Origin of the sequence: Falsiroseomonas tokyonensis (genome assembly GCF_019024325.1) — a bacterium.
In the GTDB taxonomy this organism is placed as follows: domain Bacteria; phylum Pseudomonadota; class Alphaproteobacteria; order Acetobacterales; family Acetobacteraceae; genus Falsiroseomonas; species Falsiroseomonas tokyonensis.
Window position 1 is genome coordinate 21,480 of record NZ_JAFNJS010000016.1, and the last position, 23,775, is coordinate 45,254.

The 23,775-nt window shown below is 69.1% G+C and carries 27 protein-coding genes; 19 read left to right on the top strand and 8 right to left on the bottom strand.

The window, feature by feature from the left end; genetic code table 11:
• Positions 1 to 336 precede the first annotated feature (336 nt).
• The 16 genes from J3S20_RS28185 (at position 337) to J3S20_RS28260 (ending at position 14,842) form a co-directional block, all read left to right on the top strand.
• The gene (locus J3S20_RS28185) at positions 337 to 750 is read left to right on the top strand and encodes a hypothetical protein (RefSeq protein WP_216840262.1); all 414 of its coding nucleotides are present in this window, start codon (positions 337 to 339) and stop codon (positions 748 to 750) included.
• 30 nt (positions 751 to 780) lie between these two features.
• Positions 781 to 1,497, top strand: a complete 717-nt coding sequence (locus J3S20_RS28190; protein WP_216840263.1) for a lytic transglycosylase domain-containing protein — start codon at positions 781 to 783, stop codon at positions 1,495 to 1,497.
• Positions 1,494 to 1,820, top strand: coding sequence for a TrbC/VirB2 family protein (locus tag J3S20_RS28195; RefSeq protein WP_216840264.1), 327 nt, complete (start codon positions 1,494 to 1,496; stop codon positions 1,818 to 1,820). Before J3S20_RS28190 ends, J3S20_RS28195 begins: the two co-directional genes overlap by 4 nt.
• A 2-nt stretch (positions 1,821 to 1,822) precedes the next feature.
• A complete protein-coding gene (locus tag J3S20_RS28200) occupies positions 1,823 to 2,161 on the top strand; it encodes a type IV secretion system protein VirB3 (protein ID WP_216840265.1) in 339 nt (112 codons plus the stop codon).
• Entirely contained in the window at positions 2,154 to 4,568 is a 2,415-nt protein-coding gene (locus J3S20_RS28205; protein WP_216840266.1) for a VirB4 family type IV secretion/conjugal transfer ATPase, read from the top strand. The genes J3S20_RS28200 and J3S20_RS28205 overlap by 8 nt, the downstream gene beginning before the upstream one ends.
• A 14-nt stretch (positions 4,569 to 4,582) precedes the next feature.
• A complete protein-coding gene (locus tag J3S20_RS28210) occupies positions 4,583 to 5,281 on the top strand; it encodes a type IV secretion system protein (RefSeq protein WP_216840267.1) in 699 nt (232 codons plus the stop codon).
• A 14-nt stretch (positions 5,282 to 5,295) separates the two neighbouring features.
• Entirely contained in the window at positions 5,296 to 5,730 is a 435-nt protein-coding gene (locus J3S20_RS28215) for an EexN family lipoprotein (RefSeq protein ID WP_216840268.1), read from the top strand.
• A complete protein-coding gene (locus J3S20_RS28220; protein WP_216840269.1) occupies positions 5,727 to 6,746 on the top strand; it encodes a type IV secretion system protein in 1,020 nt (339 codons plus the stop codon). Before J3S20_RS28215 ends, J3S20_RS28220 begins: the two co-directional genes overlap by 4 nt.
• Positions 6,747 to 6,757: 11 nt before the next feature.
• The gene (locus J3S20_RS28225; protein ID WP_216840270.1) at positions 6,758 to 7,027 is read left to right on the top strand and encodes a hypothetical protein; all 270 of its coding nucleotides are present in this window, start codon (positions 6,758 to 6,760) and stop codon (positions 7,025 to 7,027) included.
• 26 nt (positions 7,028 to 7,053) lie between these two features.
• On the top strand, positions 7,054 to 7,761 hold the full coding sequence (locus J3S20_RS28230) for a virB8 family protein (protein WP_216840271.1): 708 nt from the start codon (positions 7,054 to 7,056) through the stop codon (positions 7,759 to 7,761).
• On the top strand, positions 7,761 to 8,615 hold the full coding sequence (gene virB9, locus J3S20_RS28235; RefSeq protein WP_281419645.1) for a P-type conjugative transfer protein VirB9: 855 nt from the start codon (positions 7,761 to 7,763) through the stop codon (positions 8,613 to 8,615). The genes J3S20_RS28230 and virB9 overlap by 1 nt, the downstream gene beginning before the upstream one ends.
• Positions 8,615 to 9,727, top strand: a complete 1,113-nt coding sequence (virB10, locus tag J3S20_RS28240) for a type IV secretion system protein VirB10 (RefSeq protein ID WP_216840273.1) — start codon at positions 8,615 to 8,617, stop codon at positions 9,725 to 9,727. The genes virB9 and virB10 overlap by 1 nt, the downstream gene beginning before the upstream one ends.
• The gene (gene virB11, locus J3S20_RS28245) at positions 9,724 to 10,755 is read left to right on the top strand and encodes a P-type DNA transfer ATPase VirB11 (protein ID WP_216840274.1); all 1,032 of its coding nucleotides are present in this window, start codon (positions 9,724 to 9,726) and stop codon (positions 10,753 to 10,755) included. The genes virB10 and virB11 overlap by 4 nt, the downstream gene beginning before the upstream one ends.
• On the top strand, positions 10,752 to 12,791 hold the full coding sequence (locus tag J3S20_RS28250; RefSeq protein ID WP_216840275.1) for a type IV secretory system conjugative DNA transfer family protein: 2,040 nt from the start codon (positions 10,752 to 10,754) through the stop codon (positions 12,789 to 12,791). The genes virB11 and J3S20_RS28250 overlap by 4 nt, the downstream gene beginning before the upstream one ends.
• Positions 12,792 to 12,965: 174 nt before the next feature.
• Complete coding sequence (locus J3S20_RS28255) at positions 12,966 to 13,766, top strand: LPD7 domain-containing protein (protein WP_216840276.1); 801 nt, start codon at positions 12,966 to 12,968, stop codon at positions 13,764 to 13,766.
• 2 nt (positions 13,767 to 13,768) lie between these two features.
• The gene (locus J3S20_RS28260; protein WP_216840277.1) at positions 13,769 to 14,842 is read left to right on the top strand and encodes a relaxase/mobilization nuclease domain-containing protein; all 1,074 of its coding nucleotides are present in this window, start codon (positions 13,769 to 13,771) and stop codon (positions 14,840 to 14,842) included.
• A gap of 49 nt (positions 14,843 to 14,891) precedes the next feature.
• On the opposite strand, the gene J3S20_RS28265 is transcribed toward J3S20_RS28260, so the two are convergent.
• The 8 genes from J3S20_RS28265 to J3S20_RS28300 form a co-directional block, all read right to left on the bottom strand.
• On the bottom strand, positions 14,892 to 15,533 hold the full coding sequence (locus J3S20_RS28265; RefSeq protein ID WP_216840278.1) for a MobC family plasmid mobilization relaxosome protein: 642 nt from the start codon (positions 15,531 to 15,533) through the stop codon (positions 14,892 to 14,894).
• Between the two features lie 186 nt (positions 15,534 to 15,719).
• Positions 15,720 to 16,613, bottom strand: coding sequence for a DUF3991 and TOPRIM domain-containing protein (locus tag J3S20_RS28270; protein WP_216840279.1), 894 nt, complete (start codon positions 16,611 to 16,613; stop codon positions 15,720 to 15,722).
• Positions 16,614 to 16,859: 246 nt separating this feature from the next.
• Positions 16,860 to 17,849 carry a ParB/RepB/Spo0J family partition protein gene (locus tag J3S20_RS28275; RefSeq protein WP_216840280.1) on the bottom strand — a complete coding sequence of 330 codons (990 nt, stop codon included), beginning with the start codon at positions 17,847 to 17,849 and terminating at the stop codon, positions 16,860 to 16,862.
• Positions 17,850 to 17,868: 19 nt separating this feature from the next.
• Positions 17,869 to 18,621: a ParA family protein gene (locus J3S20_RS28280; RefSeq protein ID WP_216840281.1), complete on the bottom strand. Its 753-nt coding sequence runs from the start codon at positions 18,619 to 18,621 to the stop codon at positions 17,869 to 17,871.
• The gene (locus J3S20_RS28285) at positions 18,618 to 19,046 is read right to left on the bottom strand and encodes a type II toxin-antitoxin system VapC family toxin (protein ID WP_343215323.1); all 429 of its coding nucleotides are present in this window, start codon (positions 19,044 to 19,046) and stop codon (positions 18,618 to 18,620) included. The genes J3S20_RS28280 and J3S20_RS28285 overlap by 4 nt, the downstream gene beginning before the upstream one ends.
• A 4-nt stretch (positions 19,047 to 19,050) precedes the next feature.
• Entirely contained in the window at positions 19,051 to 19,335 is a 285-nt protein-coding gene (locus J3S20_RS28290; RefSeq protein WP_216840282.1) for a type II toxin-antitoxin system Phd/YefM family antitoxin, read from the bottom strand.
• 67 nt (positions 19,336 to 19,402) lie between these two features.
• Positions 19,403 to 20,335, bottom strand: a complete 933-nt coding sequence (locus J3S20_RS28295) for a replication protein RepA (RefSeq protein ID WP_216840283.1) — start codon at positions 20,333 to 20,335, stop codon at positions 19,403 to 19,405.
• A gap of 324 nt (positions 20,336 to 20,659) precedes the next feature.
• A complete protein-coding gene (locus tag J3S20_RS28300; protein ID WP_216840284.1) occupies positions 20,660 to 20,950 on the bottom strand; it encodes a hypothetical protein in 291 nt (96 codons plus the stop codon).
• A gap of 204 nt (positions 20,951 to 21,154) precedes the next feature.
• On the opposite strand from J3S20_RS28300, the gene J3S20_RS28305 reads away from it, so the two are divergent.
• Genes J3S20_RS28305 through J3S20_RS28315 form a run of 3 tightly spaced genes read left to right on the top strand, consistent with a single transcriptional unit; the run spans position 21,155 to position 23,632 of the window.
• Complete coding sequence (locus J3S20_RS28305) at positions 21,155 to 22,159, top strand: tyrosine-type recombinase/integrase (RefSeq protein WP_216840285.1); 1,005 nt, start codon at positions 21,155 to 21,157, stop codon at positions 22,157 to 22,159.
• Positions 22,156 to 22,788 (top strand): hypothetical protein, encoded by a 633-nt coding sequence (locus J3S20_RS28310; protein WP_216840286.1) that lies wholly within the window; start codon positions 22,156 to 22,158, stop codon positions 22,786 to 22,788. The genes J3S20_RS28305 and J3S20_RS28310 overlap by 4 nt, the downstream gene beginning before the upstream one ends.
• On the top strand, positions 22,778 to 23,632 hold the full coding sequence (locus J3S20_RS28315; RefSeq protein ID WP_216840287.1) for a segregation and condensation protein A: 855 nt from the start codon (positions 22,778 to 22,780) through the stop codon (positions 23,630 to 23,632). Before J3S20_RS28310 ends, J3S20_RS28315 begins: the two co-directional genes overlap by 11 nt.
• Positions 23,633 to 23,775: the final 143 nt, after the last annotated feature.

The following is a 23,775-nucleotide window of genomic DNA, read 5'->3' on the forward strand; positions in this document are numbered from 1 at the left end:
GAGCGTTAGGCTCCTACATGCGAGATCCCTAAACCGAGCAAAATTCTTGCTTGTTACGAATTAAGCACGGAAAAGAATGAAAATTCTTGATCACCGTCCTGTGAATCTACAAAACTTAGACTTGTTAGGGACAGGATTCTGCAACTAGCCTTTCACAGCGCTCGGTTGCGCAAGCAGGCTGTCCTTGAAAGCATATTTCAGATTTTGCCGTATTGTTCTGGTTGCCATTGATACCCCTTGCGCACGGACCAGCGCGGCCCAGGCCAAACGTTACCTACCTTCGCCGCTCGCAACTTCAGCCGTAACCTCCATCCCCACGAGTCGTACGGGGACGGTGTGGGAGAGATCAGCGAAGGCGATCTGCGTGCTAAGTTGCGCGGTGGAGAGCGCATCACGGGCGTCATCGTCGTCGCCCGGACGATTGACGACGCGCTCGAATACACCCCGTTCCTGCTGCTCTCCTGGCGCCGCGGCTACTACCGCATTGTTCGCTGGCGCGGCGGCGAGCGACGCTACCGAGACTTCGACCGCCTCCTGCGGCTGGTGCGCGAGCTCGGCTGGGCAGACGGCGTCAGCGTCTTCGACATGGACGACCCGAAGCTCCGCCGAGTGCGTGCCGTCGCACACGCACTCGGGGTCGAGCCGACGCCGCGCGCGAAGAAGGGCGACGACGACGACATGCCGCCGATGGACATCTTCGGCAGCAACCCACCAGACGAAGACGAGGCTGAACCCGCTTCACCGGTGTGACGCCGCATGCCATGGCCGGACGGCCGTGACATGATTCTCGAACTCACCGCGTTTCTCGGCCTTGCCACAACCTGCGCGCCCGGCGTTGCGCCGGAGACCCTCGCTGCCATTGCACGCGCCGAGAGCGGCTTCAACGTGCTCGCCATCAACCTGAACGGCGCACACGGCGGGACGCAGTCTGTGGGTGGGAGGGAGGAAGCGATCGCGCTGGCAACGGAGCTGGTCGTCGTGCGTGGCCGCTCCGTTGACCTTGGCCTGATGCAGGTGAACAGCACTAACCTCAGTCGCCTCGGCCTGACGATCGCCGATGCCTTTGACCCCTGCCGCAGCCTGGAAGCCGGCGCCCGCGTGTTGGCCGAGGGCTACGCCGCCGCGGCGCGCGGCGAAGCCGACCCGCAGCGGGCGCTCCGCACGGCGCTCAGCCGCTACAACACCGGTCACCCAGAGCGCGGCTTCGCCAACGGCTACGTTGGGCGCATCGAGGCCTCGGCTGAGCGGGTAGTGCCCGCCATCCGGCTGCGCGGCGAGGCGTCGGTTAACCCCACACCCCCTGTGCCACTTCAGACGCCCGCCAGTCCCGCCCCATCTGGGCCGCCGGCTTGGGACGTGTTCGGCCAGGCGCAGCAGGCCCGACAGCATGTCTACCTGTCGGGTAACCCCACACCCTCCCCGCTCCCGGTCCAGAATCCGACCGCTTCGGTCAGGACCGCGACCGCATCCATCCCAGCAGGAAATCCCGCTCCATGATCGCGCCCGCGTTCCGCCTGCCCTCCCGCACGATCGCCCTCGGCCTCCTGGCCGGCGGCTTCGTGCTGCTCGCCGCCGACCCAGCTCTCGCGCAGGCCGTGGGCGGCGGCGGGTCCCTTGAGACCTTCCTCAGCAATATCGTGAACATTCTCACTGGCCGGGTCGGCCAGCTCATCGCGGTGCTCGCGATCGCCATCAGCGGGGTCGCGTGGATGATGGGCGCCGCCTCCCCGCGCTCCTTCTTTGGCACCGTTGCCGGCGTTGCGATCGTCTTCTCGGCTGCCTGGATCGTGCAGCAGATCACAGGCGGCGGCGGCATCTGACGATGGAGGAAGCCCGCCTCACCGAGGATACGCTGTTCCTGGCCTGCACCCGGCCGGCCATGGTTTGGGGCGTGCCGATCGAGGCGATGGCGGTCAACGCCATGCTGACGAGCCTCGTCTTCATCCTGATGAAGAACCCACTCTACGGGGTGGTTGGCATTGGCCTCCACGTCGTCTTCCGGGCGCTCGCCGACCGCGACCACAACTGCTTCCGGGTGCTGTTCCTGTGGGTCGAGACGAAAGGGCGGTCGCGCAACGGCAGCCTCTGGGGCGGCTCCTCGGTCAGCCCGCTCGACCTGCGCCCGGTCCGTCGGGCGCGGGAGCTGCGCGTCCATGCCTGACGGTGCAACCCGCCTCCGCGGTGCCGCGGCCGCGCTGCCGGCGGCGTCGGCTCGCGCCATCGGGCGCGAGCGGACGGCGCGAGACTACCTCCCCTACGTCGGCCACGCGGCGCCATGGGCGGTGCTTATGGAAGGGGGTGGCCTGCTCGGCATGCTGCGGCTCGCCGGCGGTGCCTGGGAAACCGCCGACCTCGCCGAGGTGAACGGCGTCCATGCCCGCCTCAACATGCTCTATCGCAATGTCGCCTCCGACCGCCTGGCGCTCATGGTGCACGTCGTCCGCACCTTCGCGGATGCGCGGGAATACCCGTCGGGCGACTTCCGAAGCGGCTTCGCCGCAACGCTCGATGCGGCCTACCGGGAACGCCTGCTCGGGCGGACGCTCTACCGCAACCACATCTTCGTCTCGGTCCTGCGCCGCCCTCCCCTGCCGGCTGGGGAACGCGTGGGCTCCTGGCTCGCGCGCCGCCGCGGCCCGGCGGTCGAGGCGACGACCGCCGACCTGCGCGCTCTCGATGAGACGATGGGGGTGCTTGCAGCCGACCTCGCCGGCCACGACGCCGTCCAGCTCGGCCTGCGCGAGGCGAACGGCATTGCCTTCTCGGAAATCGGAGAGGCGCTCCGCCTGGTGCTGACGGGCGAAAACCTGCCGGTGCCCCTGGTGAACGGGCATCTGGGCGGCGCCATCCACACTGACCGTGTCATCGTTGGGCGGCAGGCAATTGAGATGCGCGGCCCGGCCGGCTCGACCTACGCCGCCGTGTTCGGCTTGCGTGAATACCCGGCGACGACATGGCCAGGCCAGTTCGACGCGATCCTTGCCGCCCCCTACCGTTGCGTGCTGACGCAGGGCTTCGGCTTCCTGTCGAAGGCTGCCGGCCAGGGTGTCCTGACGCGCAAGCAGAACCAGATGGTCAGCGCGCAGGACAAGGCCGCCTCGCAACGCGAGGCGCTGAGCGAGGCGTCCGACCAGCTCCAGTCCAACGCCTTCGTCATGGGCGACCATCACCTCTCCCTCATGGTCTTGGCAGACAGCCTGCCGCAGCTCGCCGACGCGGCGGCCGAGGCCCGACGCGACCTGGCCGACGGCGGCGCAGTCATCGTCCGCGAGGATCTTGGGCTGGAAGCAGCCTATTGGGCGCAGCTTCCGGGAAATGCACATCTACGCGCCCGGCCTGGCGTGGTCAGTTCACGCAACTTCGCCGCCATGGCGCCGCTGCACGGCTACCCGCAGGGGGCGGCCACCGGCCACTGGGGCGAGCCGCTTGCGCTGTTCCGCGCCTCCGGCGGCACGCCTTTCCGATTCCACTTTCACGTCGGCGACCTCGGCAACGTGGCGATGTTTGGTCCCTCCGGCTCGGGCAAGACAACGCTGCTCGGCTTCCTGCTGGCGATGTCGGAAAAGGCCGGCGCGCAGGTCGTGCTGTTTGACAAGGACCGCGGTGCGGAGATCCTCGCCCGGGCCGTCGGCGGCACATACCTTGTCCTACCTTCCGGTGAGCCGACCGGCCTCGCGCCGCTCAAGGCTCTAACGAACGCTCCCGCCGACCTCGACTTTCTCGCGGGCTGGGTGCGCGGCCTGATCCAACCGGACGGCACCGCGCTGTCCGCCGAGGAAGAGCGCCGCATCGAGCTCGGCCTCGCCGCCGTCATGGCGCTGCCGCCCGAAGCGCGCTCGCTCGGGGAGCTGCGCGCCTTTCTAGGCCAGTCCGACCCGGAGGGCGCCGGCGCCCGGCTGGAAAGGTGGTGCGACGGCCGCGCCCTTGGCTGGGCCTTCGACGGCGAAGCGGATGCCGTCTCGCTCGACGCGCCCTTCCTCGGCTTCGACATGACCGCGCTGCTCGACGATCCCATCCTGCGCGGCCCGGCCATGGCCTATCTGTTCCACAGGATCGAGGCCCTCCTCGACGGGCGGCGCCTGGTCGTGGCGATCGACGAGTTCTGGAAGGCACTCGCCGACCCTGCCTTCCGCGCCGTCGTCAACGACAAGCTCAAGACCATTCGGAAGCTGAACGGCGTGATGCTGCTGGCAACGCAGTCCCCGCGGGACGCCCTCTCCAGCCCGATCGCCCATTCCCTTGTCGAACAGTGCCCGACGCAGCTCCTCATGCCGAACCCGCGCGCGGCGGAGGAAGACTACCGCGACGGGCTGAAGCTGACCGGGCCGGAGTTCCGGATGGTTCGCGAGGATCTCACCGTCGGCGCGCGTGGCCGGTTCCTGGTTAAGCAAGGCACCGCCTCCGTTGCCTGCGACCTCGACCTCTCGGGGCTGGAGGATTTCGTCGCCGTGCTGTCGGGGCGAGCAGCGACGGTCGCATTGATGGAACGGCTACGCGCAGTGCACGGGCCGACGCCGGAGGCGTGGCTGCCAGCCTTCCTGCGCGAATGGCGGACGGCAGGGGCATGAGGAAGGAGGCGACGATGCGAAAGGTGCTTCTGGCGGGGGTGGTTGTCCTCGCGACGACCGGCACGGCGGGGGCGCAAATCCCGGTAACCGATGCGGCGAGCCTCGCCCAGCAGATCCAGCAGGTGACGCAGCTCACGCAGCAGCTGAGCATGCTCCAGCAGCAACTCGCCCAGGCGCAGCAGCTCTATGGCTCGCTGTCACGGCTGACCGACATCAACAACTTGGCCGGGAGCCTGACGGCCGGGGGCATCCGCTCGCCCTTGCCGTCGAACGCCTACGACGCCGGGATGCTGCTCTCCGGCACCGGCAGCCCGTCCGGCTTCGGTACGCTTGGCGGAATGGTGTCAGGCGCACTTGGACGTACGCAGGTCTTCGCGCCGTCGGGAACCGACTTCCACTCGACGGAGCTGGTGCGGAACGCACAGTCGATCGCTGGCTCACTTGGCATGGCGCAGCGTCTCTACCAGGCCGCCGTGGACCGGCTGCCGGGCCTTCAGGAACTCCAGGCGCGGCTTTCGACAGCGCAGGACCCGAAGGAGACGATGGACCTCCAGGCCCGGATCGGGGCTGAGCAAGCCTTCATTGCCACGCAGCAGCAGCAGGCCCAGGCGGTGATGATGTGGCAGGCGGCCGAAGAGCGCAGCACCGAGCAACGGCGCCGCGAGGAGATGCGCCGCGACCTTGAAGCCACCTCTGACGCGTTGCTCCGGTGACCACAACCGGAGACATGGCGATGCGAACCCTCCTTGCTTCCCTCTTCCTGACCACGGCGCTATCCGGCGCCGCTGCTGCGCAGACCGATGCGCGAGACGGGCGGACTGTGGATTGGTACGGCCGGAACCCCTACGTGCGGATGACGGTGCTCGACCAGTGTCGCAACGACCCTGGGCGGCTGCGGAACCACCCAGACTGCATCAACGCGCAGCGCGCCGACCTCGCCGACGCCGGCAACCGCTTGACCGGAACCTATCGCGGCAGCCCGAACACGCCAGAGTGGTTCTCGCACCACCCCGACATGCGGCGCACGGCTCTTGGCGCATGCCGCAACATGAACGCCGAGGCCAAGCGGCAATACGGTCTCTGCGAGCCCGCGCGGCAGTCGGTTGTCAACGACCAGCTCCGCCTGACCAGCCGCCTGCCGCCCGAGATACCGCTCAAGTGATCACCGACATTTTCAGCCAGGTGAACAACCTCATCGAGGTGCCGTTCCTGGCGCAGGTAGACGCACTGATCGGCGTTCTCGTCGCGTGGCTCGCCGGGCCGATGGCGACGGCGCTCGTCATCTACGTCGCGCTCACCGGCTTCATGATGATGCGCGGCTTGTCGCAGGACACCTTCGCCGCGGTGCTCGGGCGCATCGTGCGGCTCTGCATCGTTGCGTGGATCGTCATGAACGCGGCGACCTACAACATCTGGGTTCGCGACCTCTTCTTGACGACGCTGCCGACCGAGCTGGCGAACGAGATCACGGCCACGACAGGCGCATCTCTGCCGTCCGCAGCCGCTTTCGATACGGTCTGGCGCAAGGCACTTGGCGTCGGCATGTCGGTTTGGAGCACGCTAGGCTGGACAGACATCGGCCCTTCGCTTGCCGTGCTCTTCATGTGGGTCTGCGCCGGCATCGCAATCTCCTTCTCTTACCTCGTCTGGCTCACCTCACGGATCGGCCTTGGTCTCGTCATCGCAGTGGGCCCGATTTTCGTGGCATTCGCCCTATTCCCCGCCACGCGTGCCCTGTTTGAGCGCTGGCTCGGACAGGTCGTTCAGTTCGTCGTCCTAGGCGTGCTGGCAGTCATGCTGCTCCAGCTGATGATCCTGGCGGAGGGCGCCCTCGTCGATCGGATCGTGGCGACCAGTTCCGCAGCCTCGCCTGCGCAGCGGCTGCAAATGCTCCTCGCGGTCTGCGTCCTGTTCATCATCTGCGCGATGCTCGCGATGCAGCTTCCCAGCTTGGCCTCGGCCCTTGCCGGCGGCTTTTCCTTCCACACCGGAACCCTGGCCCGCCTAACCTTCGGCAACGCCATCCAGGCCGCCCGCGGCCTGCCCGACGCCCGTGCCCGGGGCGCCGCGGTCATCCAGGCCGGCGCCTGGAACGCGGCGACCTCGCGCCGCGCCCTGACCGGAAGCGGCGGAAACATCCGCCCCCGCCTGCCCACGCCCCCTTCCCGCCTGCCGTAGGAACCACCTCCATGCGTGCGCATCGCGCGGACTCTATCCGTCGAAAAGAACATAACCGGAATCATCTCACCGTCGCCCTGCTGGCGCTGCTGGCGCTCGCGGGCTGCGCCGGCCAAGCACCGCCGGGCTGCACGGGTGCCGTGCGCCAGCTTAACCTGGACCGCTGGCAGGCCTCGCCGAACGACCTCCTGGCACCGCCGGCCGCGCAGCGCACGGCTGCCCTCGGCAACTGCGCGCCGCCCATGCTCGCCGAGGCTGCGCGCTGGGGCGCTGCGTCGTGAACGCCATCCAATCCCCAGGTGCCGCGTTGGCCGAGGCCGCCTTCACCGCCCGCCCGGTTCCCGCCGATCCGGAGTTGCTCGCCGCATACTTCGCCCAGGTGCAGAGCTTCGAGGCCGAACGCCTCCGCGACGAACGCCGCTCCCGCCGGCTGGCATGGACGGTCGCGGCCGTGGCCTCGGGCGTCGCCTTCGCGGCGTGCCTCGCCGTCGCCGGCCTCACGCCGCTTAAGACCGTGGTGCCTCTCGTCTTCCGCGTGGACGCCGCAACCGGGATCGTGGACGCAGTTCACGACCTTCAGGGCGGCCCGCAGACGCAGACCGAGGCGGTCGCGCGCTACTTCGTCGCACGCTACGTCCGCGCCCGCGAAGGCTACGCCTTTACAGAGGCGGAGTACCAGTTCCGCACGATCTCCCTGCTAAGCACCGCGACTGAGCAGGCGCGCTACGCTACCTGGTTCCGCGGCTCGAACCCCGAAAGCCCGCAGGTCACGCTCGGCCGTGTCGGCACGGCGCGCGTGACCATTAGGTCGATCAGCTTTATCGGCCCGAAGCTGGCGCAGGTCCGCTGGACGCGCGAGGTGCGGCGAGGCGAGGGCCGCACGGTCGATACGTCGCATTGGGTATCGACGCTTGGCTTCGACTGGTCACAGGCGGCCATTGGAAACCAGGATCGGTTGGAGAACCCGCTCGGCTTTCTCGTCACCGACTACCGCGTCGATCCGGAGGCGCCGTGATGCGCGCAGCAATCGCCGCTGTCCTCCTAGCCAGCCTCTCAGCCATGCCTGCACTCGCGGTCCAAGAGCCGCAGGCGGGCACGCGCGACCCGCGCGTGCGCACCGTCGTCTACGACGAGATGAACGTCGTGCGCGTCGTCGGCACCCTGCTCGCCTCGACGCAGGTGGTGTTCGGGCCGGAGGAGGAGATTGCCCACATCGCTGTCGGCGATGCAGCCGCCTGGCAGGTGGCACCGGCTGCCAACCTGCTCTTCCTCAAGCCCACGGAGCTGCGCGGCCCGACCAACATGCAGGTCGTCACGCGCCGCAGCGGCGGGGAGCGCCGCAGCTACCAGTTCGAGCTGCAAGCGCGCGACGGCGCCGTCACAGCCGACGCAGGCGAGGCTATGTTCAAAGTCATTTTCCGCTATCCCAGTGACGAGCGGCGCGCCGCCGCGGCACGGGCAGCCGAGGCTCGCGCGGCGGCTACAGAGCGGCTCGCCCGCGACCGCCTCGACGTTGACCACTTCTACGGCCCCCGCAACTGGCGCTACTCGGCACAGGGCTCGACCGCGATCGAAGCGACTGAGGTCAGCGACAACGGCCGCCTGACCGCCTTCCGCTTCCCGGCCAATGCCGAGGTGCCAGCGATCTACACGGTGGCGCCGGACGGCTCCGAGGCGATCGCCGCCCGAACGGTGCGCGGCGAGTTGGTGCTGGTGCACGCGACCGCGGCGCAGTTCCGGCTCCGGAGAGGCGGGGAGGTGCTCTGTGTCTTCAACCACGGCTACGACCCCCTTGGGCAGAACCCCGGCACCGGCACGGTAACGCCCGAGGTCGCCCGCGAAGTGCGCACGCCCCGGAGCACCCGGTGATGAGCGACGCGAACACCGAAGGTGTGACTGGCGAGCGCACGGTCTCCGCCGTCGCCGGTGAGCAGCGACGCCGCTTCAGCCGGTCACAGGGCATAGCCCTTGTCGCCCTCGCCGGCGGCCTGGCGTCGATGTTCATCCTGTTCCGCCCCGAGCCAACGCGCGTCGATCCACGCGCGGAACAGGATGCTGCCGCGCTCCGCGTTGGCCAGCGCGGCGCCTTTGAGCCGGCGCGCCTTCCGCCAGCGCTTCCTCCCTTGCCGGCAACGCCCGTGTCGCTGCCGATGGCCGCCCCTGCTCCGCAACTGCCCACGCAGCCGCTCCAGCTCCCAGGCAGCCCGACGCAGGATCCCCTCGCAGCGGCACGCCGGGCACCGCTGATGGCATTCGGCGGCCAAAGCAGTACGACGGCCGCAGCAGTCTCAGCGGAGCCTCGCGGGGCCGCCTCGGGTGAAGCTGAGGACAGCGAGCTCGCCGCCCGCCTCGTGCCGACGCGGCTCGAAGGCGTGCGTGCCAATGTCCTTCGGAACCGGCCGATGCTGGTGACGCAGGGCGCCGTCCTCCCCTGCGTGCTGGAGACAGCGCTCGACAGCACCCTCCCCGGCTTCGCCACCTGTGTGCTGCCGCGCGACGTGCTTGGCTCCACCGGCACTGTCGTACTGCTGGAGAAGGGCACACGCGTCGTCGGCGAGTTCCGCGGCGGCATGCGCCAAGGACAAAGCCGGCTCTTCGTGCTGTGGACCCGGGCCGAAACGCCGCACGGAGTGGTCGTGAACCTCGCCAGTCCGGCCGCCGACGCGCTTGGCCGCTCTGGCTTCAGCGGGGAGGTGGACACGCGCTTTTGGGACCGCTTTGGCGGTGCGCTGCTTCTCTCCCTCGTGGACGCGGGTGCCGCCTTCGCGGGTGACCAGGCGAGCGACGGCGGTACGGCCCGCTACTACGGCTATGGCGCGACTGCCGGGCGCGGCGCGGCGGCCGAGGCGATCCGCAACACGATCAACATTCCGCCCGTTCTCCGAAAGAACCAGGGCGAGGAGGTCTCGATCTTCGTCGCGCGCGACCTGGATTTTTCCGGAGTCTACGACGTGCGCCTCACGAGGCTTGGCGCCCGATGAACCGGCACGGCGAGCGCACGCTGCGCATGCTGCTGGAGCCGCTCGCAGCCTGGCTGTCCGACCCAGCCACGACCGAGGTCTGCTTGAATCAGCCAGGCGAGGTCTTTGTAGAGCGGCACGGCGCCTGGGAGCGGCATGAGGTGCCGGTCCTCGACTTCGCGCGGCTGGACGCGATCGCTACCCTCGCCGCGGCGATGACGGCGCAGGATGTCGGGCCGTCGCGTCCGCTCTGCGCCACCGTGCTGCCCGACGGGCAGCGCGTGCAGGTGGTACGCCCGCCTGCCGTGGCGGTCGGCACTCTGAGCCTGACGATCCGCAAGCCAAGCGCCTACGCGCCGTCGCTGGATTCACTCCGCGAGGGCGGCACCTTCCAGGGCACGGGCACGGCGGACGGGGCGTTGTCGGAGGCTGACGCTGGATTGGTGGCGCTGCTGGCCGTGCGCGATTGGAGCGGCTTCCTGGCAGCCGCCGTGAAGGCGCGGAAGAACGTTGTGCTCTGCGGCGCGACGGGCAGCGGCAAGACGACGGTCGCCAAGGCGCTGATTCGCGCCATCCCCGAGACCGACCGAGTCGTCACGATTGAGGATACGCCCGAGCTGGAGGTGCCGCACGCCAACCGCGTCCACCTATTCTACTCGAAGGGTGCGCAGGGCCTCGCGCAGGTGACCGCCGGCGACCTACTGGAGGCCTCGCTCCGCATGCGCCCTGACCGCGTGCTGCTCCAGGAGCTGCGCGACGGCTCGGCCTTCACCTGGCTGCGCGGCGCGGCATCTGGGCATCCCGGCTCCATTACTACGCTGCACGCCGACGGCGCGCGCGGCGCCTTCGACGCGATGGCGCTGATGGTGAAGGAGCACCCGGCGGGCCGGCACCTCGCCGATGCCGACGTGCGCACGCTGCTGCGTCAGCTTGTGGACGTGGTCGCGCATTGCGACCGCAGCACCGGCCGCTTCCGCATCACCGAGGTCTGGTTTGACCCGGCGGCGAAGTGCCGATCCATTCCTACCGCTCACCTGGCTGCCAAGTGACGCGCTTCGGCTCCTGGCCCTTGGCGGGGAAGGCAATCGCCGTCGCTGCGGTGATCGGCGTGCTCGGCGCGCTCTGGTCCTGCTTGGCATCGCTCATCTTCCTGATCGGCACGGGACTTCTCGATGCGCAGCACGACGTGCCCCTGGCGCAATTCTGGACCTACCTCCGCTACTACCCGGACCACCCGGTTGTCAGCCTTTGGCTCCGCATCGCCGGCGGCGCCGCTACCGTCCTTGTGGTCGCCCTCGTTGCCGCTCTCGCAGTCCGGAGGGTGCGAGCCGGCGACCGCCCGCTGCACGGTGAGACCGGCTATGCGGGCGAGGCAGAGATCCGCGAGAACCGGTTCCGGGACGTCAGCGACAGCATCCATGTCGGTCGCACTGGACGCCGCTACCTGACCTTCGGCGGGCCGGAACATGTCGCGCTCTACGCGCCGACGCGCAGCGGCAAGGGCGTCGGCGTCGTTATCCCGAACTGCCTGCTGTGGGACGGCAGCCTCGTCGTCCTCGACGTGAAGAAGGAGAATTGGGGGGCAAGCGCCGGCATCCGCGCCGAGGCCGGGCAGCGCGTCTTCCTTTTCGATCCGCTTGACCCAGAGGGTCGTACCGCCCGCTACAACCCGCTGAGCTATGTGCGCCGCGGCACGATCGACGCCTTCGACGACATCCAGCGCATCGCGCAGATGCTCTACCCCGAGGCGACCGGCGACCAGGAATTCTGGACCAACAGCGCGCGCTCGGCCTTCATCGGCGTCACGGCCTTCCTTGCCGAGACGCCGGGGCTACCGCTGACGCTTGGGGAGGTGCTGCGCATGTTCACGCGCCGCGACCTGCAGGGCTACCTGACAGGGACGATCGAGGCGCGACGCCTCGCCGGGAAACCCTATACGGCCGCCTGCATCAGCGCGCTGAACGACTACCTCGGCGGCTCGGCCGACACCGTCAGCGGGATACGGAAATCTGTCACGACGAAGCTCGTGCTCTGGTTCAACCCGCGCATCGACGCAGCGACGGCGGAGAGCGACTTTGACCTCCGGCGGCTGCGCTACAACCTCCACGCCATCTACGTTGGCGTCACGCCGGACAATATCGACCGGCTGCGGCCGCTGCTCGCGCTGTTCTTCCAGCAGGTCGTGGACGTGACCGTGAAGACGCTGCCGCAGCACGACCCGGCGGCACGGCACCAGGTGCTCATGGTGCTCGACGAATTTCCGCTGCTTGGCGCCATGCCGACGTTGACGAGTGCCTTCGCCTTCGTGGCCGGCTACGGCGTGCGGATGCTGCTCGTGCTCCAGAGCAAGGCGCAGATGCGGGCGACCTACGGCCCGGACGTCGCGACAACCGTCCTCGACAACTGCGGCGCCGAAGTCGTCTTCGGCACGAAGGACCTGACGCTAATGAAGGAGCTGTCGGAGCGGCTTGGCTACGACACCGTCGAATCCCTCACCCGTTCCGGGCCGCGCTTCGGCGGATGGTGGAACCGCGACCGGCAAAGCCAGTCCGCTTCGGCGCAGCGGCGCGCGCTCATGCTGCCGCAGGAGATCGCGCGGCTTGGTGCGCGCGAAGAGATCGTCCTGCGAGCCGGCATGCGGCCGGTCCGCGCGACGCGCATCCGGCACTACGAGGAAAAGCGCTTCACGCGCCTACTGCGGCCGGCGCCGGTCGTGCCGCCGATCGCTATCGACGTCCGCTACGACGGCGGGAGCCCGCCGCTGCCCGAGCCGGTGCAGTCGGCGGCCGGACCCGTAGCTCCAGCCCCCACACTCGCACCGCCGATCGAGGTGCAGCCGCACCAGGCGGACGCGCTGTGGGCGGCGGTCGCTGGCGCGCCCGTCGATCTCTCGGAGATGGGCCTCGACGACGGCAAGGCGGCCGTCGCCGCCCTGATCGCAGCCGTGCCGACGGCGCGGAAGCCGGCGGCGGCCGAGGTGCAGGGCGAGGACAAGGCCGAGGGTGAACGCCCGAAGCCGCGGCCGCGGGGGAGGAGATTGGATGACGGTCGAGCCTCCCTTCCTCGTGCCGAGGCGCATCCGTGACCGGCCTGCGCAGAAGAGCGCGTTGCTTCGCCAGTAGATAGCGGAGGAGGTCGCCGACCGCACACTGTGTGCGGTCGCGGCCCTGGGGAATGTCGTGAACGCCAAGCAGGCCAAGGCCTGGATCGAGGCCGTAGTCGCGGCCCTACCGGTGTAATCGGAGAGAGGGAGGTCGTTATGCTTCAGCGTGCCCGCGAGGCCCTGACGCCGAGCAATGTCATAAAACAGGCGCCCATCACCGTCTCGCATCGCGCCGAAAGCGAGGTGCGACACACCGATCCGGAGGCTATCCGCCGCCGCTATTACACCCAGGACAGCGGTGTCGAGCGACGCTACTTCGACGACTACCAGGGCAAGAACCTTGCCTTCCAGGCAGGCGCCGGCCGCGTGGCGTCGAAGCGCGAGGACCTAAACACCATCCGCGCCATGCTCGATGTTGCGGAGGCGCGCGGCTGGCGCGAGGTCGCGCTCAAGGGGACAGCAGCCTTCCGGCGCGAGGCATGGATCGAGGCGGCGGCACGTGGCCTGCCCGCGCAGGGTCACCGCGCCAGCGACCTCGACCAGCAGGAGGCGGAGCGGCGCCGCGCGCTGCGCCAGCCGGTGAAGCAGCCGGTACAGGCCGCCCCGGCGCAGACGGTGGCAGCTCCCCCAGCCGCCGTGTCGCATCCCCGGAGCAAGGCGGAAGCAGGTCTCTCGGCCGATGGGCAGCTCGTCCTCCGCGCCATTGAGGCGAAGGTCGACGCCTCCATGCACAGACTAACGATGGAGGCGAAGGCCGAGCTAAAGGCCTTCGCTGTCACTGAGCTAGCCCAAAAGGAGAGCCGAGACGGGCCGGTCGCCCTGACGCCAAAGCAGCGCGGCGTGACGACTGCAGCCAGGCTCGTCGAGCCCCGCCAGCCTGCCCCGGCACCCGCCGCGCCAACAGCTGCTCAACTGCCGCCTGAGCAGTTCGAGCAGCGCCTCGCGCGGCGGCGCTGACCATGCCGCGCAACGGCGAGGATCCCTGGCGCCTGGCGGAGCGCCGGAGCGGGACGGACACCCCCCTCACCACAGGTCACCGCCCTTCCCTCTCGCCCGACGCCAAAGCGCGGCTGGCGCGCATCGTGCGCCGCGCGCCTGAAGTGATGGTGAAGATCACCGGCCGCTCGCGCGGCATCGTCCACCTGAAGTCCCACTTCGACTACCTGACGCGTAACGGCCGCCTGGAGGCCGAGACGCAGGACGGCCAGCCGGTCTCCGACCGCGCTGCCCTACGGGCGCTGCATGAAGACTGGCTCATGGCAAACGCGCTGATGGAGCGGGACCGCGGCGTGCGCGTCGGGCCGGAGAAGGCGCAATCGGTCGGCATCATCCTCTCGATGCCCGTCGGTGCGCCGCCCGACCGCGTGCAGGACGCCGCCCGCGCCTGGGCGCGGGAGACCTTCGGCAATCGCCACGATTGGCTGATGGTCCGGCACGACGACCGGGACCATCCGCACGTGCACGTCACCGTCCGCGCCGTGGGTAGCGATGGCCGGCGCCTGGTTGCCGGCCCGGCCGACCTCCAGGCGTGGCGGGAGCGGTTCGCCACCGAGCTGCGGCGGCTCGGAGTGGTGGCGGAGGCCACGCCGCGGCATGCGCGGGGCCTGGTCGCCAAGGCGGAGCGGACCGTGGTGCGGGAAGTGCGGCTGCGCGGCCTCGAGCCGCGCGCCGTCCGCGAGGAGCGGCGGAGGGCCGCTGGCGACGCGGCCGCGCCACTACGCGAGCCCCAAGGTTGGGAGAAGGCGATCCAGCAGCGGCAGGCGTCCATTCGAGCCGCCTACCTGACTAACGCCGAGATCCTGGACGCGGGCGACGAGACCGACCGGCGTCTGGCGGCCGACATCCGCACCTTTGTCGCGGGCATGCCAGTTCCACTGAATCGGCGGCAGGCGCTTGCAGCAGAACTGCGGCGCGGCCGGGACGCCCCCACCGCCACACCGCTGTTGCCGCCTGAGCCCGCAATCCCGACGCTTGGGCAGGGCAGCTTGCCGACGCCTGTCCCCGAACCCAATCCGCTGCGCCGCAGGAAATAGTGGATTGCACAGCGTGTGCGGTCCATCGCCTACTTCGACAATTAGCGCTTTAGCCATTGAAGGATGCGGGCCTCCTCGGCTTCGGCCGGCGCTTTGCTCGCGACCGCCCCTCGCGCTCCTCAGCCTCGGCGATCAGCCCTCGCGGCACTCCCTCCAAACCCTCTCGAACCTGCCCCCAACGCCCCAAGTTGCCGGTGTAGATCGCCAGGAGGCGGCGCAACTGTGCGCGGACCAGCCTCGCTGCCTCTTTGGCCTCCGCCCCCTGCCCAGCCGGATACTCGCCCTTCTGGACGGCAACGTTTAGAGCGCGGGCAATCTGGTTGACGTTGTTGCCGATACGCCTGAGCTCGCCACCAAGCTCCCGCAACGCCTCTGCCTCTTCCGGGCCCCACTGCGGGCGCCCAGCCAGGTGAACGACTGCGAGAGAGCGCAGGTAGGCGGCTACCGGCATGCCCCGAGCCCGTGCAGCGGCGAGCAGGAGCTCGCGCTCTCCTTCGCGCAGCCGCACCGTGACATGGAAGCCAGCAGCACCGAGGGGCGGCTCCGGCTCGTGCTCCGCGACGGCACCTTCGACCACCCTGCGAAGGGCGGCGGAAACGCCTCCGTGCGGCCTGGCCCAGGCCTTGAAGCGATCCGCGAGATCGCGGTCCACATAGGCGTTGAGGAGCGTCTTATCGGCGGGTACGGGCATGCTTGTCTCATAGAACACCTACAACAAGCATATCCGGCCCTAGTCCGACTTGGCCAGTACTCCCTCCTTCGAACGCACACTGTGTGCGATGGATCTGGGCAAGAGGGAGGGAGTGCTATGCAGCGCTCCGCTCTCATCCGTGATGGTCCCTACCGCACACCGTGTGCGATCCTTCGGGCCAGCACCCTACCCTATGCCGGCACGCAGGTCGTCGTTCCAGTCCTTGTTGGCCGGGAGCAGGCGCTCAAACGCGACCTCGAACCCAGCCGCAATCTGGGCAAGCCGCTCCGCCAGACGCTCTCCCCCCGTGCCGCGATCCGTCGCAGCCACCAGCAGGCTCCCCGGCACCAGCAGCGTCCGAAGGGACCCGATTGCGGCGTCCCGCCAACCGCCCCCGGTCGAGACGTAGCGCGTGCACTCTCGCCATCCCTCCAGACTGGCAAGGCTCAGCGCGTCGATCATGCCCTCGCACACAACGAGGCGCCGCGACTTTTCGGCGCCGGCCGCAAAGATCGCTTTGGTCCCACCGGCTACGAACCCCTTGTAGCGCGGGCCACGCATCTCCCATCCGACGATCCGGCCCTCAGCATCCGCATGGGCACCCCAGCCCGTGCCGAGAATGCCCTCGCGCAAACAGCCCTCTGCCACGACGCGGGAGACGGTCGATGCAGGCAATCCCCGCTCCCCGATTAGGTAGCGCCATCCTGCAGATCCTACCCGTGGCGGCGGCGCCTTGTGCCAAGCATCCGGGTCGAACTTCAACCGCTTCGGCGCCGCCTCGGCCGGTTGCAAGCTCGGCGCGATGCCGGCAAGCGGCCGTAGTCGCTGCCGCGCATGACCGAGGGTGCCGCCCCAGACGTGCTGCGCCAGGGCCAACACGTCACCGCGCCCGCTACCGAGGGGATCGAACCACCCCCTGCCCTCGTGCGTAACAATGACGATGCGCCCTGCGCCAAGCCGGTACTTCACCGCCCGGCGCGTGCTCTCAGCTATATCGAGCTGCCACCCCGCCCGTTCGAGCACCGTCCGGCAGTCCACCCGCGCTCGGAGCGCGTCGATCTCGTTGTCGTATCCGGCCATGATGCCCTCACCAGCGGCTTGAGAGGCACGCTCGGCGCGCCTTCCTGGTTGCCCGCTTTCAGCGGCCACGCGCACCGCCACGGCCGTTATCTGGGGTCACAACGCAATCCGGCCTGCGCCGGCCGCGCGGCGGCCCCGCCAGGCGATCCGAAGCGGGTGTGACGTGCCTTAAGGCGCGTGTCTGGGGAACCTTGGGGCGGCGCCACGTGGTTCCCCTTCAATCGGCGCCGGAGGCGCGGGAAGGAGCTATCTCACCTCGACCAGACGCAGGTCGCCGCAGGGCAGTTCCACCACCTCGCCTTCGACTTCCACCAAAGCGAGTCCGCTGCCGGACGGCTTCCTGTCGAGCACAAGGGCGCCGCGCTTCCCATCGGCCATCGCGACTACGACTTCCGGCCGCTTGCCCGGCTTGGTGTTAGACGGCGTCGTCAAGGGCTTGGGGGATGAGGCGGGCGGATGGCGCGACTTGTCTGCCGATGGACTAACGGGTGGCGCTCGCGCAGGCTCGGGCTCGGGCTCGTCGGCGACGGACGGGGGAGGGGTATCCGTCGGGGCTTCCGGGGGCCGCTCCAGGGCAATGCTGTGCGTCGGCTTCCCGGTCACGGCACCAATGATCCGCCGAGCCTCCGTCACCGTCAGCATTTCGTCCTTAGGCAGCGCCCCGACCGCCGTCTCCAGCATTTCTCGTGTTGGCTCCTTTGCCTTCTCCCACACCCCCTGGAGCTCGTAGAGCGCCCGCATATCGGCCTGGTCCAGGCGCGCCAGCAAGAAGGGCGGCAACGTCGGCACGGCGCGGAAGTGGCGCAGGCGCCAGTCCGGCAAGCCCGTGACGACAGCGATCTCCTTCACCTTCATCCCGCCTTCGGACAGCCGCCGGATCGCCTCCGCCAAGTCGCTGTTGTTGAGCCCGGCGCGGAGCTGGTTCTCGATGACCTGCGCCGTTAGTCCGGCCTGCTCCTCCTCCACCACGTAGGCTGGGATGTGGCTACGCTCCGCGAGCCTCGCCGCGCGCAGGCGCCGGGCGCCGTAGACCAGGCGGTAGCGGTCCCCAGCCAGTGGGCGCACGGCGATCGGCTGCAGGACGCCGACCACGCGGATGGAGGCGGCGAGCTGCTCAAGTTCCTCGGGGTCAAAAGCCTGCCGCGGCTGGTCCGGGTCCTCCTCCACCTGGTCAAGCCGCAGCTTCATTGCCGCGCCTGTGTCGTCGCCGAAAGAAGCCCGGAGCGAGGTCAGCATGCCGCCGCCAAAAGCTGCCTTAGCCATGAGTCAGCTCCATGCTGGTTTCGATGCGAGAGAAGATGGCGCGGATCTCCTCAGCTGCCTCGCGGCCGGCTTGACCCTTCATGCGCCAGACAGGGATGCCCTCACTGCCGGCCCTCGCATAAGCATCACGCTTTGCAACGATGCCGGGGAACAGAATTTTCCCTAGCTGGCCGGCAAGTTGCTCAAACAGCTCGCGCTCGCGCTTACTTTTGCGGTCGACCAGGGAGGGAAGGAGGCCAAGGAAGTGCGGCTCCTTCCGATTGTAGTGGGTGGCAACACCCTTGATGGCGCGCATGAGCTCGGTGATGCCAGCGAGGCTGTAGTCGTTGACGCCGATCGGCGCGAGGACTGCGTCGGCCGCGAGCAACCCGGCGAAGGTCCGCATACCAAGGGCAGGGGGCGTGTCTATGACGCAGATGTCGTAGGCTGAGTCGTTGGCGCGGATGCTGTCGCGGAATACGCCAATAACAGATTCTGGTGCCCGCTCGACCTCCATCAGCGCCCGCGTTGAGCGGGTGAGAGTGCCGCCCCCGCCGTCACGTGGCCGGACTGCGGTCGCTTCACCAAAAAGCTGCACGCTCTCCACGGGGCAGCCGTAGGCTTGGAGCGTGTACGAGAGATTGGCTTGCTGATCGAGGTCGATGACGAGGGTACGGTAGCGTTCTGCGAAGTACCAGGCAGCGTGCGCGACGATGTTGGTTTTCCCGACGCCGCCCTTCTCGTTCATCACCACAAGGGTCTTCATGGCGCAGCATCCATTGCAAGCGGCACCTTTTCGGCCGCCGCGGCGCGGGCAAGCTGTCCGTCGAAAGTCGCCAGCGGCAGGCTGCGGCGGGCGGCGAGTTCTAGGTAGGCAGCGTCGTAGAGGGTGAGGCTATGCCTGCGGGCGAGAGCGGCCGTGCCGTTCCAAGCGCGCGCGTTGGATTCCGCGTCGATCTCGATCGGCAGCTCGCCGAGCTGGCGCAAGACGGCGTCCACGCGCTCCGGCCTAACACGCCCCCGCCGTTCGGCCATGAGTAGGCCATTGCCGACCTCCAGCCGCCATAGCGCTGGCACGACGGCAGCTTCTTCGGCCACGCGGAGCGCGAGGGTGCGGGCCTCCTCCGCCCGGACCTCGCCGGCCAGCGCCCAGGCGAGGGTCACGGAAGCGTCGAGCACGAAGCCGGGCACCGGATCAGTACCGCCGACCTTCGTCGCGGAGCGCGAGGATCTCGGCGAGGGGAAAAGGGCCTCCGGCCTCCTCAGCAATCTCCTCGCGGAGCTTCATGAGAGCTGCGGCGGCGGCGCGCGCGGCGGCAACGTTGTGGCCAGGGCCGGTGCGGCTGAGCTTTGCGACCGGGCGCCCGTGTCGAGTGATGACTACCTCCTCGCCTCGCTCGACGCGATCGAGAAGCTCGGCGAGGCGGGTCTTGGCGTCGTGGGCGCCGACAAAGGTCGCGGCCAAATGGGTGCTGGACATGAGGGATAGATAGGACCGGTTGCCCGACCGGTTCAAGTGTCCTTTTAGGTGTGGGGTCTCCCGACGCTCACGCCAACTTGCGGATTGGCGGGTTCGATGGCGAGAGGGTGATGCCTGTCTCGGAGAGACTAACATTTGCCTCTGGATAGGCTGCCGTCGCGGCTGAAAGCGCGTCTAGGAACTGAGGCCGGAACTGCCGAGCATGTTTGAAGCCGCCGCCAAACTGTGCATGCAGGGAGGTCCAGCCGACAGGCGTGACGCGGTCGAGTACGTGGAGCCGGTAGGCAAGCCAAACGTAGATGTCGAGCGCCATGGACCGGTCCTTGAGCCGGCGGATGGCGCTTTCCAGGAGCGGCACGGGATGGTCCCGTAGGGCCTTGTAGAAGGTCTCGTCGAGCGTCACGACGTCGTCGAACAAACTGGCTTGGCCGCCTGCGTCGTCCTCGCGAAAGAAGAGGCCGCTGCGGACAATCGCACCCCGCTCAAAGCCATCCTGCGCGCGGCCCTGGGCATCAGCCGTTGTCCAAAAGAACTTAATCGAGCAGGCGCTTATGCGGCGTGCTTGGTCGCGTAGTGCGCGGGCGGATTCGCCGCCGACGGACATGCCCATGCGCCCCATCCAGTCGCGCATGGAGCCCCCGAGCCTGACCTCCCGGCTGCCCGTCCGGACTGCCTGCGTCTGGAGGTAGATGAGGATCATCCGCGCACGGGCGCCGTAGGGAACGCCCAGCAGCGTGGCAGGCCCCGGCCCCATCCGCAGGCGGCCTGGTTCGATGAGCAGCGTGACGTTGTGCCCGCGCTTTTCCCAGACTTCATCATCGTCGAGTTTCTTGTGCGGGAAGCCGGTTAGGCAGAAGCCGGAGTAGGTAATGCCGAGCCGCTGCGCGTCGTCGCAGAGGACCTCGGCAGCGATATCGACGAGGGTACGCTGCTTGGCCGGGACCATCTCCCGAGCCTTTTCTTTGCCGTGCAGCAGGACCAGCCGATGTAGCTCCCCCATGGCTCCCTCCTGACATACCCGATGCGAGCAAGTTGAAGGAGTTGGGTTCCCTAGGTCAAGTGTGGGGTTAACCGACGAAGCTATTTGAAGGGTATTAGATTCTTACTAGTAGAGTGGTCGGGAGACCCCACGGGATAACCCCGATTCGCGTCACCTAACCCCACACAGAGCGTCGGGAGACCCCACGGGACGAAGCGGGTCTGCTCTGGATAACTGAAGCGGTGTCGGGAGACCCCACGGGATAACTCAGCGTCTCTGGGCGCGAATCGAATGGCCGGAAAGGCAGATGGCGGCTTGCACGAAGGCGGGCTGCTGGGGCCGGACCTAACACCGCCTAGCCTCGTCGAGGATGCAACGAACCGCGAGGCCGGGATTGCCCGCTTTTACTCTCGACCAGGCCGTCCCGCTGCGGCGCGCGACCAAAGGCAGCTTTCCGGCCGCGGCGCCAGCGGCGCGCAGGAGGACCAGCTTCGCGGTCCCCTCGAAAGGTTGGTGTCGGACCTCGCCGAATTGTCGCTGTCCCGCGACGTGACCCATGAGCAGCGCGGTCGGCTGGATGGCCTGCTGCTTGTCGGCGAGGGTGGCCGTCGGGGCGCGGGAGCGGGGATGGGTCATGAGGGGCAAGGGCCTGCCGAATGACCGACAAGCTTTTAGCGTCGGATCTGAATTCGAGGCGCAATGAGGTGAAGTCCGCCCGGGTTGAGGCAAGTCGCGTCAGACGGTCACCCGCGATAAGTCTCCCTTACCGCGTGTGAGGAGATGCTTGCCGCAATGGCGGTTCTCCGCCAGAGTCCCGCCTCCGGGGGAGGGAGTTGGCGCATGGAGGCGGCGGCGATCAAGGAGACCGCGGTCTTGCCGATCGCCCGGCCCGACACCGCGGCCGTCACGCCGCTGGCCGCGGCAGCCCTGGCTGCGGCGAAGGCCTATGCTCGTGACGCGCTGGCGCCCGAGACGCTGCGCGCCTACGCCACCGACTGGGCCCACTTCACCGCCTGGTGCCAGGCTGCCGGCTGCGCCCCGCTGCCGGCCGAGCCCGCGGCGGTGGCCGCCTACCTCGCCGCCCAGGCCCCGCTCTACGGCCGCTCCGCGCTCGAGCGACGGCTGGCCGCCATCGGCCATGCCCACCGCCTGCGCGGTCTCGACTGGTCCGCCGGACATCCTGTCATCCGCACCACGCTCCGCGGCATTTTCCGGACCCATGGCAGCCGCCGGCGCCAGGCGGCGGCCCTGACCTCGGCCGAGCTGAAGAAGCTCGTCGCCGCCTGCGGTGGCGACCTCGCCGGCCTGCGCGACCGGGCGCTGCTGCTGCTCGGCTTTGCCGGGGCGCTGCGCCGCTCCGAACTGGTGGCGGTCGAGCGCGAGCATCTGCGGTTTACCGAGGCGGGGGCGCGTCTGATGCTGCCTTCCTCCAAGACCGATCAGGAGGGCAGGGGGGTCGAGCTCGGCATCACCCGCGGCAAGCGCCCCGAGACCTGCCCGGTGCGCGCCCTCGAAACCTGGCTCGAGATTTCGGACTGCCGCTACGGCCCGGTGTTTCGCAAGATCGACCGCTGGGGGACCATCGAGCACCGGGCGCTGGGCGGCGACGCCGTGCGCGACATCCTCCTGAAGCGGGCCGCCGCCGCCCGCATCACCGTGGACGGCGGCGAACGCCTGTCGCCGCACGGGCTGCGGGCGGGCTTCGTCACCGAGGCCTATATGGCCGGCGCCCGCGACGAGCAGGTCATGGACCATACCCGCCACCGCGACCTCAAGACCATGCGCGGCTACGTCCGGCGCGCGAAGCTGGTGACGGAGAGCGCGACCAAACTGCTCGACCTGTGACCGCGGCGCCGGCCGCCGAGCCGCGGGACGGGGAGGGGGCGGCCGCGCCTCTCGCGCCGGGCGACACCGACTGGCTCTACCACCATCTGCGGGTCACGGGCGCGCCGAAGGCGGTGGCGCTGTTCCGATCAGCCGCCGCCGGCGCCGGCGTAATCCCCTGGACCCATGACCACGGCGCCGCGGCAGAGCGCTGGTTCCACCTGCTCCTGGCCCCGCCGCCGCCGGCCCGCCGCACCATCAGCCTGGAGGGCGCCCGAATCCTCGCCGGCCAGCTTCGGGATGCGGTCGAAGCACGAGGCCAGCTGGTGGCCGAGCGCGCGCCGCAGAGCCGGGCCTGCCCACTCGACCTGCACCGCCTGCTGCCGGTGCCCGACCGCCTGCTGCGGCTCGGGCCGGACGACCCAGACAGCCGTGCCTGGCTCTGGTCGCACTGGGGCACGACGGAGGCGCTGCGCGGCGTGGTGGAGCTGCCAATCGGCGGGCGGGGCGGGGCGCGCCGGCGCGACCCGGGCCTGTTCTGGGCCGGCTTTTGGTCCGCCGACTGGACCCCCTGGCCCGTGCTGCTGGCGCTACGCGCCCGCTGGCCCGGCCTGCGCCTTGACCTGCGGCCACTCTACGATGGCCCCTGACGGCGACGTCGAGCTGGGCAACTCCGGCGCGCCGGCGCTGCGGCTCGGCAGCTATGAGGGACCGCTCGACCTGCTGCTCGAGCTCGCCCGGGCGCAGCGGGTCGACCTCGCCGCGATCTCAGTCGTGCAACTGGCTGAGGCCTTTGGCGCGGCGGTGGAGCGCGCCATCGCGGGCCGGCGGGTGCCGCTGTCGCAGATGGCGGACTGGCTGGTCATGGCCGCCTGGCTGCTGCTGCTGCGCTCGCGGCTGCTGCTGCCGGCGGGCTCCGAGCCGGACCGGGCGGCGCAGGCGGAGGCGGCCGAGCTGCGGCGGCGGCTGGCCGACCGCGCGGCGGTGCAGGCGATGGCGGACTGGCTCGAGAGGCGGCCACAGCTGGGCCGGGAGGTCTTCGGGCGAGGGGCGCCGGAGCCAGACCCCGCGCCAATGCCGCTGGCCGACATCACCGAGCTGCTGCGCGCCTGCCTGCGGCTGATCGCCCTGCCGATGCGCCACCTCGTCTACCGGCCGAACCCACCGCCGCTCTGGCGCGTACCGGACGCGCTGGCGAGGATCCGCGAGCTGCTGGCAGCACTACCCGTGCAGGGCGCTCCGCTTGCGCACTTCATCCCGGGCGGCGGCGAAAGGGCGAGCACACCGCTGCAGCGGCGTGCGGCGATCGCCAGCACGCTCGTCGCTGCGCTCGAGCTCGGGCGTGACGGGGCGGTCACGCTCGAGCAGGAGGCCGCCTTCGGCGCTATCCATCTTCAAAGTAGCGCGCGCCGACTGGGATCCGGGGTGCCCGGCTTGGGACAAGACCCGACATCGGTGCATCGTCCGCCTTCGCTGGATATCGAAGCAGCGTGACCGGCGCTGTCTGCCTTCAGAGAGATCGACCTCAACGCGAAAGCTCTCGCCTCGCTTGGCCCCTTCTAGTACTACTGTGTCATAAAGAACTTGCCTGATTGGGCTGTGCTTTTGTATGCGTGGAGATTCTCACGCATGGAGGC

What these genes read in the sequence shown, in the direction of transcription:
- J3S20_RS28190 (WP_216840263.1), top strand. Translation starts at nt 781, where the DNA reads ATGATTCTCGAACTCACCGCGTTTCTCGGCCTTGCCACAACCTGCGCG.
- virB11 (WP_216840274.1), top strand. Translation starts at nt 9,724, where the DNA reads ATGAACCGGCACGGCGAGCGCACGCTGCGCATGCTGCTGGAGCCGCTC.
- J3S20_RS28260 (WP_216840277.1), top strand. Translation starts at nt 13,769, where the DNA reads ATGCCGCGCAACGGCGAGGATCCCTGGCGCCTGGCGGAGCGCCGGAGC.
- J3S20_RS28225 (WP_216840270.1), top strand. Translation starts at nt 6,758, where the DNA reads ATGCGTGCGCATCGCGCGGACTCTATCCGTCGAAAAGAACATAACCGG.
- J3S20_RS28205 (WP_216840266.1), top strand. Translation starts at nt 2,154, where the DNA reads ATGCCTGACGGTGCAACCCGCCTCCGCGGTGCCGCGGCCGCGCTGCCG.
- J3S20_RS28200 (WP_216840265.1), top strand. Translation starts at nt 1,823, where the DNA reads ATGGAGGAAGCCCGCCTCACCGAGGATACGCTGTTCCTGGCCTGCACC.
- J3S20_RS28290 (WP_216840282.1), bottom strand. Translation starts at nt 19,335, where the DNA reads ATGTCCAGCACCCATTTGGCCGCGACCTTTGTCGGCGCCCACGACGCC.
- J3S20_RS28195 (WP_216840264.1), top strand. Translation starts at nt 1,494, where the DNA reads ATGATCGCGCCCGCGTTCCGCCTGCCCTCCCGCACGATCGCCCTCGGC.
- virB9 (WP_281419645.1), top strand. Translation starts at nt 7,761, where the DNA reads ATGCGCGCAGCAATCGCCGCTGTCCTCCTAGCCAGCCTCTCAGCCATG.
- J3S20_RS28280 (WP_216840281.1), bottom strand. Translation starts at nt 18,621, where the DNA reads ATGAAGACCCTTGTGGTGATGAACGAGAAGGGCGGCGTCGGGAAAACC.
- virB10 (WP_216840273.1), top strand. Translation starts at nt 8,615, where the DNA reads ATGAGCGACGCGAACACCGAAGGTGTGACTGGCGAGCGCACGGTCTCC.
- J3S20_RS28295 (WP_216840283.1), bottom strand. Translation starts at nt 20,335, where the DNA reads ATGGGGGAGCTACATCGGCTGGTCCTGCTGCACGGCAAAGAAAAGGCT.
- J3S20_RS28315 (WP_216840287.1), top strand. Translation starts at nt 22,778, where the DNA reads ATGGCCCCTGACGGCGACGTCGAGCTGGGCAACTCCGGCGCGCCGGCG.
- J3S20_RS28210 (WP_216840267.1), top strand. Translation starts at nt 4,583, where the DNA reads ATGCGAAAGGTGCTTCTGGCGGGGGTGGTTGTCCTCGCGACGACCGGC.
- J3S20_RS28275 (WP_216840280.1), bottom strand. Translation starts at nt 17,849, where the DNA reads ATGCTGACCTCGCTCCGGGCTTCTTTCGGCGACGACACAGGCGCGGCA.
- J3S20_RS28270 (WP_216840279.1), bottom strand. Translation starts at nt 16,613, where the DNA reads ATGGCCGGATACGACAACGAGATCGACGCGCTCCGAGCGCGGGTGGAC.
- J3S20_RS28255 (WP_216840276.1), top strand. Translation starts at nt 12,966, where the DNA reads ATGCTTCAGCGTGCCCGCGAGGCCCTGACGCCGAGCAATGTCATAAAA.
- J3S20_RS28300 (WP_216840284.1), bottom strand. Translation starts at nt 20,950, where the DNA reads ATGACCCATCCCCGCTCCCGCGCCCCGACGGCCACCCTCGCCGACAAG.
- J3S20_RS28215 (WP_216840268.1), top strand. Translation starts at nt 5,296, where the DNA reads ATGGCGATGCGAACCCTCCTTGCTTCCCTCTTCCTGACCACGGCGCTA.
- J3S20_RS28265 (WP_216840278.1), bottom strand. Translation starts at nt 15,533, where the DNA reads ATGCCCGTACCCGCCGATAAGACGCTCCTCAACGCCTATGTGGACCGC.
- J3S20_RS28305 (WP_216840285.1), top strand. Translation starts at nt 21,155, where the DNA reads ATGGAGGCGGCGGCGATCAAGGAGACCGCGGTCTTGCCGATCGCCCGG.